16 protein-coding genes are annotated in these 16,168 nt (G+C 43.9%); 9 read left to right on the top strand and 7 right to left on the bottom strand.

What is annotated here, in order from left to right:
- Positions 1-80 precede the first annotated feature (80 nt).
- Entirely contained in the window at positions 81-1,313 is a 1,233-nt protein-coding gene (locus IDJ75_RS07885) for a glycoside hydrolase family 5 protein (RefSeq protein WP_191175089.1), read from the top strand.
- On the opposite strand, the gene IDJ75_RS07880 is transcribed toward IDJ75_RS07885, so the two are convergent.
- Genes IDJ75_RS07880 through IDJ75_RS07875 form a run of 3 tightly spaced genes read right to left on the bottom strand, consistent with a single transcriptional unit; the run spans position 1,314 to position 2,156 of the window.
- Positions 1,314-1,622 (bottom strand): hypothetical protein, encoded by a 309-nt coding sequence (locus IDJ75_RS07880; RefSeq protein WP_191175088.1) that lies wholly within the window; start codon positions 1,620-1,622, stop codon positions 1,314-1,316.
- A gap of 32 nt (positions 1,623-1,654) precedes the next feature.
- A complete protein-coding gene (locus IDJ75_RS21455; protein WP_224746536.1) occupies positions 1,655-1,840 on the bottom strand; it encodes a DUF6358 family protein in 186 nt (61 codons plus the stop codon).
- Position 1,841: 1 nt separating this feature from the next.
- Positions 1,842-2,156 carry a rhodanese-like domain-containing protein gene (locus tag IDJ75_RS07875; protein WP_191175087.1) on the bottom strand — a complete coding sequence of 105 codons (315 nt, stop codon included), beginning with the start codon at positions 2,154-2,156 and terminating at the stop codon, positions 1,842-1,844.
- A gap of 121 nt (positions 2,157-2,277) precedes the next feature.
- Between IDJ75_RS07875 and IDJ75_RS07870 the strand changes: the two genes are divergently transcribed.
- The 4 genes from IDJ75_RS07870 (at position 2,278) to ypfJ (ending at position 7,571) form a co-directional block, all read left to right on the top strand.
- Entirely contained in the window at positions 2,278-3,396 is a 1,119-nt protein-coding gene (locus tag IDJ75_RS07870) for a DUF4407 domain-containing protein (protein WP_191175086.1), read from the top strand.
- A 92-nt stretch (positions 3,397-3,488) separates the two neighbouring features.
- A complete protein-coding gene (locus IDJ75_RS07865) occupies positions 3,489-5,330 on the top strand; it encodes a M61 family metallopeptidase (protein WP_191175085.1) in 1,842 nt (613 codons plus the stop codon).
- A complete protein-coding gene (locus tag IDJ75_RS07860; RefSeq protein WP_191175084.1) occupies positions 5,331-6,641 on the top strand; it encodes a M20/M25/M40 family metallo-hydrolase in 1,311 nt (436 codons plus the stop codon). It abuts the gene before it with no gap.
- Positions 6,642-6,722: 81 nt separating this feature from the next.
- Complete coding sequence (gene ypfJ / locus IDJ75_RS07855) at positions 6,723-7,571, top strand: KPN_02809 family neutral zinc metallopeptidase (RefSeq protein ID WP_191175083.1); 849 nt, start codon at positions 6,723-6,725, stop codon at positions 7,569-7,571.
- Between the two features lie 288 nt (positions 7,572-7,859).
- Here the strand turns inward: ypfJ and IDJ75_RS07850 are convergent, their stop codons facing one another.
- The 4 genes from IDJ75_RS07850 to metK form a co-directional block, all read right to left on the bottom strand.
- Positions 7,860-8,603, bottom strand: coding sequence for a lysophospholipid acyltransferase family protein (locus tag IDJ75_RS07850; protein WP_191175082.1), 744 nt, complete (start codon positions 8,601-8,603; stop codon positions 7,860-7,862).
- 47 nt (positions 8,604-8,650) lie between these two features.
- The gene (locus IDJ75_RS07845; RefSeq protein WP_191175081.1) at positions 8,651-9,211 is read right to left on the bottom strand and encodes an NUDIX domain-containing protein; all 561 of its coding nucleotides are present in this window, start codon (positions 9,209-9,211) and stop codon (positions 8,651-8,653) included.
- A gap of 308 nt (positions 9,212-9,519) precedes the next feature.
- The gene (locus IDJ75_RS07840) at positions 9,520-10,440 is read right to left on the bottom strand and encodes an EamA family transporter (RefSeq protein WP_191175080.1); all 921 of its coding nucleotides are present in this window, start codon (positions 10,438-10,440) and stop codon (positions 9,520-9,522) included.
- A gap of 59 nt (positions 10,441-10,499) precedes the next feature.
- Complete coding sequence (gene metK, locus IDJ75_RS07835; RefSeq protein ID WP_191175079.1) at positions 10,500-11,750, bottom strand: methionine adenosyltransferase; 1,251 nt, start codon at positions 11,748-11,750, stop codon at positions 10,500-10,502.
- A gap of 209 nt (positions 11,751-11,959) precedes the next feature.
- On the opposite strand from metK, the gene IDJ75_RS07830 reads away from it, so the two are divergent.
- The 4 genes from IDJ75_RS07830 (at position 11,960) to IDJ75_RS07815 (ending at position 16,089) form a co-directional block, all read left to right on the top strand.
- The gene (locus IDJ75_RS07830; RefSeq protein ID WP_191175078.1) at positions 11,960-12,850 is read left to right on the top strand and encodes a diacylglycerol/lipid kinase family protein; all 891 of its coding nucleotides are present in this window, start codon (positions 11,960-11,962) and stop codon (positions 12,848-12,850) included.
- A 3-nt stretch (positions 12,851-12,853) separates the two neighbouring features.
- Positions 12,854-13,189 (top strand): translation initiation factor, encoded by a 336-nt coding sequence (locus IDJ75_RS07825; protein ID WP_191175077.1) that lies wholly within the window; start codon positions 12,854-12,856, stop codon positions 13,187-13,189.
- A gap of 159 nt (positions 13,190-13,348) precedes the next feature.
- Positions 13,349-14,953 (top strand): phosphoenolpyruvate carboxykinase (ATP), encoded by a 1,605-nt coding sequence (gene pckA, locus IDJ75_RS07820; RefSeq protein WP_191175076.1) that lies wholly within the window; start codon positions 13,349-13,351, stop codon positions 14,951-14,953.
- Positions 14,954-15,252: 299 nt separating this feature from the next.
- Positions 15,253-16,089 (top strand): MotA/TolQ/ExbB proton channel family protein, encoded by an 837-nt coding sequence (locus tag IDJ75_RS07815; protein ID WP_191175075.1) that lies wholly within the window; start codon positions 15,253-15,255, stop codon positions 16,087-16,089.
- The last annotated feature ends 79 nt before the right edge of the window (positions 16,090-16,168 follow it).

Genomic DNA, 16,168 nt, shown 5'->3' with positions numbered 1-16,168 from the left:
AAATGATAATAGAATATCAGTTACATTTGTTTAACACGCTTTGCCAATTGGCGTATATACCAAATGCTTTATTTAAATAAATGAAAAAACTCATCACAACCATGCTGCTTTCGGCTGCGGTAATGTTTACAGCAGCGGCGCAGGTACCAAAATTCATCACCGTAAAAGGTAAAGAAATAATAGGTGCCAATGGCAAGCCATTCTTGATCCGCGGGACTAACCTGGGCAACTGGCTGGTACCCGAGGGGTATATGTTTAAATTTAAAACGGTTAACTCGCAACGCTTAATAAACGAAGCCCTGACCGAGCTGGTTGGCCCCGAAGAGATGAAACTTTTTTGGCGTACTTTTCAGGATACCTACATCACCGAAGCGGATATTAAATTCCTGAAGGCATCTGGCATGAACTCTATCCGTATCCCATTCAACTATAAGCTTTTTACCTACGAGGACTATATGGGCCAGAACAACCCCAACCGGGGTTTCGAACTACTTGATAGAGTTATAGGCTGGTGTAAAAAAGCAAACCTGTACGTGATACTGGATATGCATTGCGCACCAGGCGGCCAAACCGGCGATAATATCGACGATGGCAACGGTTACCCGTTCCTGTTCACCAGTGCGGCAAGCCGTAAGTTAACTTCGGATATCTGGCGTAAAATAGCCAACCACTATAAAAACGAAACCATTGTGATGGGCTACGACCTGCTGAACGAACCCATAGCACATTATTTTGATGTAAAGGCCCTTAACCCGCATCTGGAGCCCACTTTTAAAGAAATAACCGCGGCAGTGCGCACAGTTGATAAAAACCACATTGTGTTTATTGGCGGCGCCCAGTGGGATAGCAACTTTAAAGTATTCGGTAAACCCTTCGATAGCAAAAGCGTTTACACCTTCCACAAATACTGGACAGATGTTAAACAGGATGTAATACAGGAGTACATTGACTACCGCGATAAGTATAACGTGCCCATTTACGTTGGCGAAACCGGCGAAAATACCGATGAGTGGGTGAGAGATTTTAAGATCCTTTGCGAAAAGAACAACATCGGCTGGCATTACTGGCCTTACAAAAAACTCGATAATCTGAAAGGCATCACCAGCTTTAACGAGCCCGATGGTTACGACGAGATCATCGCCTACACCGAAAAGCCACGCGGCAGTTTTGAAGAGATCCGCAAGGCAGCCCCCGCCGACAGGGAAAAAATTAAGAAAGCCCTTTGGGGGTTTTTAGAGAACAGCAAGTTTGCAAATTGCATCCCTAACAAAGGATATATAGAGGCGTTAGGGTTAAAGGTGCCGGGGAAGTAGTTAGGCTATAAATAACAGCATAATTATACTTATTAAACCTACTATGTTTGTGATAACCAGCGGAAAATATGTTTTGTTACTGTCCGTGATTTTATTCAACGATTTTATGCAAGAAACTACGCTGAAAATTAAAACTATAGGGTAAACTAAACAATCTAATCCGGGGCCTGCTAAACTAATTGGGTCAACTTTATGTGCCCATACGATTAAAATAATAGCGAGAATATATCCGCTTACTGTTATGGTGATTTTGTTGTTGAAGAACCACTTATAAACGTTTTCTTCAAATGGCCCGATTTCATTTTCCATATAATCAACACACCTTTAAGCATAAAAAGCTCTCAGGGTTTCTGAGAGCTTTTTACTTCTTTTATCAGTTTAAGTTTGAGGGTGATAAACACACCCCCAATAAATGCGCCGGCTAAAACGTATTCGTACCGGGCAAGCTCAAAGCCTTTATAAATAAATAACAAGCATAAAAATATTATGATGTTATAAAAAACGTTAAGCGCTACCTTTTTGCCCATATTAGTAAACGTTAAGTTCGGGATCAATTTCGGCTTTCCAGGCTAAGATGCCGCCCTGTAAATTGCTTAAGTTGGTATAACCCTGAGCCTCTAACTGCATAATAGCTGCCGCACTGCGTTTACCGCTGCGGCACATTACCACAACAGGTTTATCGTGCGATATTTTTTCAGCCTCAATTAAAATGCCGCCCAGCGGGATATGCTGCCCGCCAATGTTTGATGTTTCGAATTCAAAATCCTCACGAACGTCTATCAGTTGAAGATCTTCGCCTTTATCTAACTTTTCTTTAAGTTCCTGTACGCTTATTTCTTTCATCTTAATGTATTTATAGGCCAAAGGTATGTTTTTCTGTATTAAATATTTACGTGTAATCTGTAACAAACAGTAGCCAAGTGCGTTTTATGTTAATAAGTGTAAATTATTACATCATAACTTCATGAAGAAAGTAACCAGGTTTTTTTGGTTCTGTTCCGGTGCGCACGTGGACACGCTGAAAAAATACCCTATAGAACATAACAAATATGTGGGCATAGGTGCCACCATATTTTTCACAGCATTATTTGCATCATTATCCGGCGGGTACGCTATGTACTTCGTATTCAGCGGTAATGCATTCGCGGTTGGCTTTGCTATACTTTTTGGGTTAATATGGGGCACCGCCATATTTAATATGGATAGGTACATCGTATCAAGCATCAACAAAGAAGGCAGCATGAACCAGCAGATACTGCAGGCTACGCCCCGTATTTTATTGGCTATCATGATAGGGGTGGTGATATCCCGCCCGCTGGAGTTGAAGATTTTTGATAAAGAGATCCGCACCAAGCTAAAAACGGCCTATTTAAAAGGCCAGCATAGCAAGATAGATACCTTGCAAAAAACCTATCAGCAAAAATATGGACAGGAGCTTGTTAAAAATAACGATCTAAAGAAAGAAAAAGATTCATTGGAGCGCGATATTAACCGCTCTCGTTACGAATTAAACCAGGAAGTTTTTGGCGATAAAACCAATCAAACATCTGGTATAACCGGCTATGGCACTTATGCCAAGCAAAAGGCGCAGGTATTACAGGAAAAGGAGGACAGGTTAAAAACCGTTACCGAAAACCTGGGGCAAATGGATCAGTACCTGAGCAAGCGTAAGGATTATGAAGGCCTTAACGCGACCCGACTGTTCAGTGAAACACAGCTGGATAGCCTGGCCAACGTAGCGGGCTTCGCCGATCGTAACTGGGCACTTGGCCAACTATCTTACAATGTTGATGGTTCGCGCGATCTGGATACCTATATGGCCATATCATTCATCGGATACTTGTTTATCCTTTTTGAATGCTTGCCGGTTTTTGTAAAGCTGATGTCGCCCAAAGGGCCATATGATACAGCATTGGCAAAGATAAGCGAGGCCAATATCTACTTTGCCGAAAAAGATAAAGACCGGGATATTGCAGTTACCGACAATACGTACAACCATGGCCTGGATGCCGATATTGCGCGGCGAAAGCAGATCATCACCGCGCAATCGGAGTATGACCTGGGCAGGCATAGTTATGATTAGCAGGCAAATAAGACCATTGCTTTTGTAATAAAATTGATAGACAACAATTACTGTTTTATTGGTAATTTCATCACCTGAATCATACCACCCCAATGAAAAAAATATTTTTACTGGCAGCGGCAGCATTTTTTGCGTTTGCTGCATCGGCTCAGATCAGTGGAGCGCGCAAGCCGATCTTTTATAGCGTGTCTTTCCCCAATGCCCAGCATCATGAGGCAGAAATTACAATGACCATACCTGATGCCCCTTCGGGTTCATTAAAGGTGAGGATGAGCCGTTCATCTCCGGGGCGGTACGCCACGCACGAGTTCGGCAAAAATATATACAATGTAAGGGCTACCGACGGTGAGGGTAACCCGCTTACTATAGAACAAATAGAAGGCGATGTATATGAAATATCTGTACACCCGGCAGTAGTGAATGTAAGCTATACCCTGTTTGGTAACCACGCAGATGGTACTTACGTTGGCATTGATGCCAGCCATGCCCATTTAAATATGCCGGCTGCTTTTATGTGGGGCATTGGGTTGGCAAGCCGCCCTGTAAAGTTTGCATTTAACGATCTTGAAAAATATGGATGGAAAGTTGCAACACAACTAAAGCACGAAGCCGATAACGTTTACAGCGCACCCGACCTGCAATACATGATGGATAGCCCAACCGAGCTTGCCGCCGTTAAAACAAATTATTGGGAACTGGTAAATACCAACGGTAAAAAACAAACTATGGGTATTGCCGTACACTCTGATGATGACCAGGCAACCATAGATAATTTTGCTAAAATGGTGCAAAAGGTTGTACTGGAAGAGCGCGCCGTTTTTGGCGAGCAACCCAATTATGATTTTGGCAGCTATACCTTTTTGGATGATGTACACCCAACCGTTTTTGGTGATGGTATGGAACACCGCAACTCTACCTGCATTGTTAGCGGGGCAGAAAAAATTGGTGGTAACGAAAAATATCTTTTAGGCACCTACTCGCACGAGTTTTTCCATAGCTGGAATGTAGAGCGTATCCGCCCGAAATCATTAGAGCCGTTCAATTTTGAGCATGCCAACATGAGTAACGAGCTTTGGTTTGCCGAAGGCTTTACCCAGTATTACGGCGAAATGCTTTTGGTACGCAGTGGGTTTAACACAGTTGATGAGTACACAGGTACAATAGCCGGATTAGTTAACTCGGTTACCGCATCACCGGCTCCGGCCAAATTCCCGCCAACACAAATGAGCCGTTACGCGGTATTTACGGATGCGGGTGTAGCGATTGATGCGACCAATTACGGTAATATATTCACCAGCTATTATGTATATGGCGGTGCTACAGCCCTGGCGCTCGACCTGCGCTTACGCAGCGAATTTAAACTTACGCTTGATGATTACATGCGCCAGGTTTGGCTTGCCTATGGCAAAAGCGGCCGGGCATATACCATCCCCGATCTGCAAGCGGTATTAGGAAAACTCACCAATCCCAAGTTTGCCAATACCTTTTTTAGCGATTATATATACGGTATAAAAAAGAACGATTACCAGGCATTGCTGGCAAATGCAGGTCTGCTTTTACAAAAAGCACAACCGGGCAAAGGCTGGATGGGCCGTGTACAAAGCAAGCCATCAAACGGTGGGTTAATGATAACCGGTTCTACCATATCTAACACCCCCATTTACAAAGCAGGTATTGATGCCGGCGATATCATACTGAAAATTGACGGACAGGAAGCAAAATCACCAAGCGCTTTTGCCGATGCCGTAAAGGATAAAAAACCGGGTGATAAAGTAGCGGTAAGCTATAAAAACCGTACCGGCAACCACGAAGCCACTATTATATTAGAAGAAAGCCCGGCCTTTGAGGTGGTAACCTTTGAAAAAGCAGGTAAAGAATTAACACAGCAACAAAAAGATTTCCGTAGCAACTGGTTATCATCAAAAGTAAAATAAATGAAAGTAAAATTTTTAATAGCAATAACCGCTTTAGCCGCAGCGCCGATACTGGGCTTTTGCCAGGATGTAAATAAATTGATTAAGCAGGATGATGTTGAACGCATCATCAAAACCCTTAGTGCCGATGATATGGAAGGCCGCGGCGTTTTTACCCGAGGGATTGAAAAGGCCGCTACTTTTATTGAAGGTGAATTTAAAGCTGCCGGTTTAAAGCCATTTACGGGTAACCCTGGTTTTCGCCAAAGTTTTAATATGGTTAGTACCACACCGGTAAGTTCTAAAGTTACCATCAATGGAGAGGACGTACCCGCAGCTAACTTGGCCATCAGCTCTTCGGCATCGTTCAACTGGACAAGTACTGATGGTGTGGATGTGGTGAAAATTGCTGCAGGAAAAGATTTTATGGCTCAATACAGGGCAGTTTTTAGCGGAGGCAAAAAACAACTTGTATTGGTTGATACCAGCTATTCAAAAAACTTCGGCAGGCTGGTTAGCCGCTACAAAAGAGGAGGTACGTCTTTTAAAGGAGCGGACAATACAGCGCCTGTTATTGTTTTTGTACTGGGTACTTACGCCGATGTGAAGTCGATAGCGGCAAATTATGAGGTTAAGGCTACCGAAAAACCATTATTCAATGTTGTCGGCGTTATTCCCGGTAAATCAAAACCTAATGAGTACGTGGTTTTTGGCGGGCATTATGACCATTTGGGTATTATCAAAAAAGGTGCAGAGCAAGATACCATTGCCAACGGCGCTGATGATGATGCATCGGGTACAACAGCAGTGATCACTTTGGCCAAGTATTATAAAAAGCTAAATAATAACGAGCGTACACTGGTATTTGTGGCCTTTACGGCCGAGGAAACCGGCGGTTATGGCTCGCAGTATTTTTCAAAACAGCTTGATCCTGATAAGGTAGTGGCTTTGTTTAATATTGAGATGATTGGTAAGGCGGCTAAATTTGGCGAGAACTCGGCATTTATAACCGGTTTTGAGCGTTCAGACTTTGGGCCTATCCTGCAAAAAAACCTGGAAGGTACAGCCTTTAAGTTTTACCCGGACCCATACCCGGAGCAAAACCTGTTTTACCGTAGCGATAATGCAACACTGGCAGCTTTAGGTGTACCTGCGCATACTATCTCAACCGATCAGATCCCTACGGATAAATTTTACCATACCGTAAAAGATGAATATTCAACGCTTGATGTAAATAATATTGTGGCTACCATTCGCGCTATTGCGTTAAGCTCCCGCAGTATTGTATCCGGTAAGGACACTCCTACACGCATCCCGAAACTGGATAAGTAATTTCAATTTAATCAGATATGCTAAGGCCCAAACAATTGTTTGGGCCTTGCTGTTTAAAAGCTAAATTAATACGGAAATACTATGCAATGGTTTGGCAGGCGCGAAAGCAGTAATACAGAAGATGGCAGTGCAAGCGGTAGCCGCGGGCTGGCCCTTGGTGGCGGGCTGGTAGGCATTATAGCCGCGGCTATTTACTTTTTTACGGGGATAGATCCATCTGCCGTACTAAACCAGGTGCAGGGTAATGGCGCACCGCAGGAGAACAACCAACAGGCCATACCCGATACCCGCGAGAAGAAATTTGCCAAGGTTGTTTTTGCCGATACGGAAGATGTTTGGAATAAGCTATTCAGCGATATGGGAAAAACCTATCAAGAGCCTAAGCTGCATTTCTTCCAGGAAGCGGTAAACACTGCCTGTGGGCAGGCGGGTGCAGAAACCGGGCCGTTCTATTGCCCCGGCGACCAGAAGGTATATCTTGACCTGTCGTTTTTTAACGAGCTTTCTCAAAAATTTGGTGCTGCCGGCGATTTTGCCCAGGCCTATGTAATAGCGCACGAGGTTGGCCATCATGTGCAGGACCTGCTTGGTCTGTCTGCCAAAATGGATCAGGCAAGGCAGCAACTTAGTAAAACCGAATACAATAAGTTGTCGGTGAAGCTGGAGTTACAGGCCGACTTTTATGCCGGTATATGGGCACATTACGAGCAGCAGATGAAAAATGTGCTCGACCCGGGCGATATTGAAGAGGCCCTAAATGCTGCCCACCAAATTGGAGACGACCGGCTGCAGAAAGAATACCAGGGCGAGGTACGTCCAGATAGTTTTACCCACGGCACCAGCGCCCAGCGTATGTACTGGTTTAAAAAAGGGTTTGAAACTGGCGATCTAAAGCAGGGCAATACTTTTGAAGGTACGGATCTGGAGTAAACTAACATATCAAATATGTCATTGCGAGCGTAGTGTGGCAATTTTAGCATATCCGCCTGTACTCTGAGATTGCCACGTTGCTATCGTTCCTCGTAATGATATTCTGAAACCTGTAGTGATGATTAACCTGGCGCTCTTCGCAAAGTCAAGTGTTCACGTTCACAGCCGTGAACGCCTCGAACATTATAAGTGTCTTATAATCAGTTATTTATTTTGCTAATGGCGAAATAAACGCCACCATTTTGCCAGGTCAAGCGTTGACGCTTAAACGGGCGTTAGGGCACAACTTTAAGCGTGTTGAGGGTCTACTTTCGCCCTTATCCTGTCTTCCACTTGTTGCACTAACTCATCAACAGGGGTAGTTCCCGGTTCAATGGGTTCAAGCACTTCCCATTTCATGGGGGTGAAGGTATTTAAAGGATACAACCCGTAGCGGATCATCTTCCATGAATCGGTAATGGCAACCGGTACCAAAAGCGCATCAGGGCATTTTTTAAGCAGCGTGGCAACACCCGCCGACTGGAATTTCTTCACCTTGCCGTCCTGCGAACGGGTGCCTTCGGGGAATATCATCGCCCCCCAGTTGTTCTCTTTCATCCGGGTGGCAAATTTTACCAGTTCGGTGATAGACTGGCGCGGGTCTTTTCGGTCTATATTTGCGCCGCCGCCATGCCTTAAGTTAAACGATATGGATGGGATGCCTTTGGTCAGTTCTACTTTCGAGATAAATTTAGCATGATATTTACGCAGATAATAGATCATCGGAGGGATATCAAACAAGCTTTGGTGGTTGGCAATAAATATAATAGGCCTGCCAACAGGTAAATTTTGTTTGTTGATAAAAGTGATGCGGTTACCCACAATGTAGGCGGTATGTACCAAAAAGAAGTTCAGGAGATCAACCGAACGCTTATGCGCGCTATAGCCACCTAATTTTAAGCATAGCCATTGCACCGGATGGAAGATCACCAGGAACAAAAAGAATGCTAAAATTGCAAACGGGGACAGGATGTAGCCAAAAAATTTCTTCATCAGGGCCGCAAATTTAAAGTTTTTTTGAGGATTTGATAATTCGGAATTTACAAAGTGTTCTCTAACTGCATTAAACGGGCTTTTAATATTGCCGCTACCGCTAAAGAATCGGTTATTTCACCGCCGCAAACCATCCTGTAAACGTCCTCAAACGGCACTTTTTTTACAACGAGTTGTTCGGTATCCTCGGGTTCGGCCTCGTGTTGTTCCAGGCCGCGGGCAATATACAGGATGCAGAGCTCATCACTTACCGAGTTAGATAGGTGCATCCGCTGGATCTCTGTCCACCGCGAGGCTTTTAGCCCGGTCTCTTCCAGCAGTTCGCGTTTAGCAGACTCCAACGGGTCAATGCCGATGATGCCGCCGCCTTCGGGCAGTTCCCAGCTATATTGGTTCAGGGTGAAACGGTACTGGCCAACCAGATAGGTGTTCATCTCATCATCCAAAGGTAAAATGCCAATGGCAATGTTTTTATAATGCACCTGCCCGTAAATACCCGGGTTACCCGATGGATTGATCACCTGGTATTCGGTAACTTTTATCCAGGGGTTATCATAAATTTCCTTTTCTGATGTTATTTTCCAGGGGTTTGCTTCAGGGTGCTGCATAGGAATAAAGGTAGTGGTTTTGCCCGTTTTTTACACCACGTCATTGCGAGCGTAGCGTGGCAATCTTCGACTTGCATATCGCCGATTAGCTCTCCGTTAGGAATGGCTGTGAGTGAAATGAATCGTCAGTGGATGTTACTTTCTTTTCTCTCAAAAGAAAGTAACCAAAGAAAAGTCGCGGCTTGGTCCCGAACTTTGTAAGGTAGTGCTTTAGTAGTGTCAGTGCTATCCGTGCGTTACGCTATGCCGCATTTGTAGCTAACGTTCTGTTCGTCAGGATCCAAAAAATCCCTAATCCGAAGATCCACCTAATCCCGGTTCCGCTTCAAATACCCAGGCACATTAACCAGTAATATCCCCGCCAGAATCACCACCAGGCACACCAACTGTGCATGGTTAACGGGTTCATCAACCATCAGCCAGCCCAAAAACACAGCAACAACAGGGTTTATATACGTATGCGTGCTAACAATAGCAGGCGGTTTTATGCTAATGAGCCATATAAATGATAAATAAGCCACCAACGATCCCATAACGATCAGGAATATCAACCCGCCCCAGGCTTCGGCTGAGACATTGTTAAAATGGAAACCCTGGTACTCGCCTTTGCCCAAAACCACTATGCCGCTGGCCAGGCCGGCTGCAAGCAACTGCACCGAGGCGTTCATTACAGTTGAGCTTTGGCCTTTATTATCCTTTGTAATAAGCGACCCCAGTACCCATATCAATGCGCTTACTATTACTACAATGCTGGCAATAGTTGCCATGGCCGATGTACTTGTAGCCGCAACGCCTAATCGCAAAAAAAAGTAAATGCCCGTAAAGCCGATAAGCAAACCACTAACGATGTACTTATTTGAAAAATACTGCGGCCAGCGTTTACGATCCACCAGTAAAAATATCAGGGGTTCGGTAGCTACCAGTATGGCGGCCTGCCCCGAACTGATGTATTGCTCGGCCCAGGCTATCATGCCGGTACCACCAACCAGCATCATGGTGCCGCTAAGGGCATGGCGCCACAGGTATTTCCATCCGGGGTGTTTCTCGCCCCTCAGTTTGCACCAGGCAAAAAGTATAGCGCCTGCCGTGGCGTACCGTAAGCCCACCAGTATAAACGGCGGAAAGCTTTTAAGCCCGTAAATTACCGCCAGGTAGGTTGCGCCCCATATAATATATATGCTGAAGAATGCAAAGGCAACCAGTAAAGGAGGGGCGGTGTTTTTAGTCATTATTATTAAACAAAAAAGGCGCACTTTTGGGTGCGCCTTTGTAAAATTTTAAATTTTATTTACAAGCCGAAGGCGCTTTTTACTTTTTCTACATAATCAAGCTTTTCCCAGGTAAACAGCTCTACCTCGCGGGTTACGGTGCTGCCATCATGCGCGTTGAATGATTTGGTAACAACCTCGCTCGGGCGGCCAAAGTGACCATAAGCAGCGGTTTCGCTGTATATTGGGTTGCGCAGTTTAAAGCGGGTTTCAATAGCGTATGGGGTCATGTTAAAGATCTCTTCAACCTTCTTAGCTATTTCGCCATCATTTAAACCAACTTTAGCGGTACCATAAGTATTTACGTAAATACCCATAGGTTTTGCAACGCCAATAGCGTATGATACCTGTACCAATATCTCGTTACAAACGCCGGCAGCTACCAGGTTTTTAGCGATGTGGCGGGTTGCATAAGCAGCAGAGCGGTCAACCTTTGATGGGTCTTTACCGGAGAAAGCACCACCACCGTGCGCGCCTTTGCCTCCGTAGGTATCCACGATGATCTTACGGCCGGTTAAGCCGGTATCGCCATGCGGGCCACCAATAACAAACTTACCGGTTGGGTTAATATGGTAGGTAATATTGTCATTAAAGAAATGCGCGTATTTAGGATATTTAGCCTTAACACGTGGGATAAGGATGCTGATGATATCGCTGCTTATTTTTGATAACATGGCTTCTTCCTCGCCAAAATCATCATGCTGGGTAGATATAACTATCGCATCGATACGGGTAGGCTGGTTATCATCGCTGTACTCTAAAGTAACCTGCGATTTTGCATCCGGGCGAAGGTATTTGATATCGGTATTCTCGCGGCGGATAACAGCAAGCTCCCGCAATAAAGCGTGGGCAATATCTAAAGCCAAAGGCATATAGTTATCAGTTTCAACAGTGGCGTAACCAAACATCATACCCTGGTCGCCGGCGCCCTGCTCTTCTTTAGCTTTGCGGTCAACACCCTGGTTTATATCGGGCGATTGTTCGTGAATGGCAGATAGCACACCGCACGAGCTGCCATCAAACATATACTCGCCTTTGGTATAACCAATACGGTTTATTACATCGCGGGCAATTTTTTGTACATCTAAATAAGCTTTTGATTTAACCTCGCCGGCTAAAATAACCTGCCCGGTTGTTACCAGGGTTTCGCAAGCCACTTTCGATTCAGGGTCGAATGCTAAAAAGTTATCAATTAACGCGTCCGATATCTGGTCGGCAACTTTATCCGGGTGCCCTTCTGATACGGATTCCGATGTAAATAAGTATGGCATATTATTTTTTAAATAAACGTTAAAGCCGAAAGGTAAAGATTTTTTTGAAACGTTGTAAAAGGAGCAGGGTTAGCACTTTTTTACGTGGTTGCAATCCAGCTTTCAGCGTATGAAGGCATTAAATCAGTCCACTTTCGGGTGGCAAAAATAAAACAATTTTTCACAAAGCCGAAAATACATTTACTTTTGCCCGTTGAAAACCTATATAGTTGAAAAGGAAAGCTTTATTTATAATAAACCCGGTGTCGGGAGGGAAGAAAAAGGATGGTGTGCCGGAGCTTGTAGAGAAGTACCTCGACCCAGCTATTTTTGAGTACGATATAGAATTTACCACCGGTATTTTCCACGCGCATGATCTGGCCAGGGCTGCTGTAGGCGAGTATGAAATTGTTGTTGCCGTTGGCGGCGATGGCACGGTGAACGAAATAGCATCGGCTATAGTCGGCACCGATACCGTTTTGGGGGTTATCCCATTTGGATCAGGCAATGGCCTTTCGCGCTTTTTAACCATCCCGATGGATGCCGAAGGCGCTATCAAAACCATGAATGCCGGCCGTACCATTACTATTGATGCCGGTAAAATGAACGGGCAATGGTTTTTTAATATGGCAGGCATGGGCTTTGATGCCCATATTAGTCATGTTTTTGCTAATGGCAGTACAAAGCGTGGTTTTGTTAGCTATTTTAAATCATCGGTACAGGAGATATCCACTTATAAATCAAAAAACTACCACATAGAAGTTGACGGCGTGGCTTATGACCGAGAAGCATTTATGCTAAGCATGGCCAATTCATCACAGTATGGCAATAACGCACACGTATCGCCAACGGCATCGGTGCAGGATGGTTTGCTGGATGTTTGTATCATCAAGCCGTTCCCGCTATGGCGTTTCCCGGAGATGGGCTTGCGTATGTTCACCAAAACGGCCAATAGCTCAAAGTATGTAGAGATCATTAAGGGCAAGCATATTGTTATTACCCGGCAGCAGGAAGGCCCCATTCACCTGGATGGCGAACCGCAGGTGGCCGGTACGCATATTGATATAGAGGTTGTGCCAAATGCTCTGCACGTTATTGTTGGCGGTACCTATAAAAAATAACCCATGGCAAAGAAAAACTTTACCGGCATTATGTACTCTACCGACCCTGATTTTCAATACCAGGAGGAAAACACGGGCGAACAGCAAACCCTGCCACCACAACAGCAAAACTTAAAAATATATCTCGACAGGATAAAAGGCAACAAACTGGTAACCCGCATCAGTGGCTTTATTGGCGCCGATACCGACCTGGAAACCATCGGCAAAAAACTAAAAACCAAATGCGGCGTGGGCGGCTCGGTAAAGGATGGCGAGATACTGCTGCAGGGCGATTTTAGGGACAAGGTATTAACCATGCTGCAAACCGATGGCTACAAGGCTAAAAAAGCCGGAGGATAGTGTATTGAAATAAAAAATATTACCATTGCAACTTAATGTAAGTCAGTATTTTACATAGTGTGTAAAACATACATTATGTAAATAAATGGCGTAAAACACTTGTTTAATAGTGTATTAAAAAGGTAATTTTGGGGCAACCAATTATAAATTATCTTCTTAATGAAAACCAACACTAACCAGGTACCTCAATTAGGGTATCTAAACCTGGCCAAGGCCCCTGCCATTTTATACCAATTAACCCCCGCACAACTTGTTGAAGCTGCCATAAAAAGAAACGAAGGCGTTTTAAGCGACTCGGGTGCGCTGGCTATTGATACCGGTGAGTTTACCGGCCGTTCGCCTAAGGACCGTTTTATTGTTGACGACCATGTTACCCATGATAACGTATGGTGGGGCAGCATTAATTACAAGTTTGACGGCGCAAAATTTAACGCTTTATATAATAAGGTAACAAAATACCTGTCGGAGCGTGAGATATTTGTGCGCGACTCATGCGCCTGCGCTAACGAAAAATACCATATAGATATCCGCGTAGTTACCGAAACGGCTTATCAAAACCTGTTTGTGCATCATTTGTTTATTCGCCCCGAGGTGGTAAACCCGGATAGTACACCCGAATGGACCATCATAGCGGCCCCCGGCTTTATGGCCGACCCGGAGGTTGACGGCACCCGCCAAAAGAATTTCTCGATCATCAGCTTCAGCAAAAAAATAATCCTGATAGGTGGCACGGGTTACACCGGAGAGATCAAGAAAGGCATATTTTCGGTATTGAACTTTATATTACCGCACGATAAGCAGGTGCTGTCTATGCATTGCTCGGCCAATACCGGCAGTAAAGGCGATACCGCTATTTTCTTTGGATTATCGGGCACGGGCAAAACCACCCTCTCTGCCGATCCTGACCGTAGCCTGATAGGCGATGACGAGCATGGTTGGAGCGATTACTCCATATTTAATTTTGAAGGCGGCTGCTACGCCAAATGCTCGGGCCTGACAGCCGAGAAAGAGCCGCAGATATTTAATGCGATAAAATATGGTGCGTTATTAGAGAATGTGAACTTTATACCCGGCACGCGCAAGGTTAACTACAATAATATAGATAAAACAGAGAATACCCGGGTTGCTTACCCTTTATCAAACGTTAGCAATGCTATTATACCATCTATAGGCGCATCGCCAAAAAACATCTTTTTTTTAACCGCAGATGCCTTTGGGATACTGCCGCCTATATCAAAACTAACGCCAGAGCAGGCCATGTACCACTACATATCGGGCTATACCGCTAAAATAGCAGGTACCGAAACGGGTATCACCGAGCCGGTAACTACTTTCTCGGCATGTTTTGGCGAGGCGTTTTTACCGCTGCACCCGGTTACTTATGCTAAACTGTTAGGTAAAAAAATAAAAGAGCACCAGGTAAATGTATGGTTAGTAAACACCGGCTGGACAGGCGGCGCCTATGGCGTAGGCCAGCGCATGAAACTTTCATACACCCGCGCCATGATAACCGCGGCTATAAACGGCGGGCTCGATAATGTTAAATATCACCAGCATCCTATATTCAATTTAGCTATTCCCCTTAGCTGCCCTAACGTGCCCGATGAGATACTTGACCCCAGGAACACATGGGCCAATGCAGATAATTATGAAGACAAAGCAAACCAATTGGCTTTGGCCTTTGTTAAAAATTTTGAAAAATATGCTGATTACAGTACCCCAGACATAGTAAATGCAGGGCCAAACGTAGCTGTAGCCGTATAGTTAGACGCAACTATATCACTTTAGTTACATACTTTTTATGTGTTATAACTTGCTATTCTTAAAAAAAATAGGTTTTATTGTAAAAAAATTGTCTGCCTGACAGACAATTTTTCTGTTTTAGAGCGTTAAGTAGTCACCGATTTACAGCGCTTTACATGCAGTATATTAAATTATTATAAAGAATTACATAAAAAGTTTTTTTAATTCATTTAAATTCTATTTTTGTTATTCGCTTAAATAGCACACATTTTTTATTAACTTATATTATAAACAAAACGAAAACTAAAATTTAAAAAGTAATGGCAAACGCACCAACAAAACCAACTACTCAAGTAAAAGAAAGCTCAAGTGCATCAGGCGCATTTGCAACTTTGACCATTCCTATCTGTATAGTTGCGGCAATTTTAATATTCATTTTCATTTTGGGCCACCCAAGCCACTTTAAAGGCGGTGATCCGGCAAATGATCCAAACCCAGGCGATTTATTTGGTACTGTACATAAAGGTGGGGTAATTGTACCTATCATTATGTCATACCTGTTAATGGTTATCGTTTTTTCAATTGAAAGGTTTATCGTTATTGGTAAAGCATCAGGTACAGGTAATGTAGACGCTTTTGTTAGAAAGATCCAATCTTTCCTTAACGCTGGCAACATTGAAGGCGCTAACGCAGAGTGCGACAAACAAAAAGGTTCTGTAGCAAACGTTATCAAATCAGGTTTGAAAAAATACCGCGAAATGGAAGGTGATACTACAATGGATGTAGATCAGAAAGCATTAGCTATCCAAAAAGACATTGAAGAAGCAACAGCTTTAGAAATGCCAATGTTAGAGCAAAACTTAACTATCATCGCTACTTTGGTATCAATCGGTACATTAACCGGTCTGTTAGGTACGGTAATCGGTATGATCGGTGCGTTCGCAACATTGGGTGCATCTGGTGCTCCAAACCAATCAGAACTATCAACTCACATTTCTGAGGCACTTATTAATACTGCATTAGGTATCGGTACTTCAGCTGTATCAATTGTTATGTACAACGTATTTACATCAAAAATTGATAAACTGACTTATGCTATCGATGAAACTGGTTTCAGCATCGTTCAAACATTCTCGGCTTCTCACAAAAATAAATAATTGTAAAATATAGTTTGCTTTTATCCGTTATAACAGAATATAATTTGGATAATTACAATAATTAACTATCTTTACATTA

Origin of the sequence: Mucilaginibacter rigui (genome assembly GCF_014773275.1) — a bacterium.
Taxonomy (GTDB): domain Bacteria; phylum Bacteroidota; class Bacteroidia; order Sphingobacteriales; family Sphingobacteriaceae; genus Mucilaginibacter; species Mucilaginibacter rigui_A.
The sequence above is the reverse complement of the archived record's forward strand: the minus strand, read 5'-3'. Positions and strand labels throughout refer to the sequence as shown.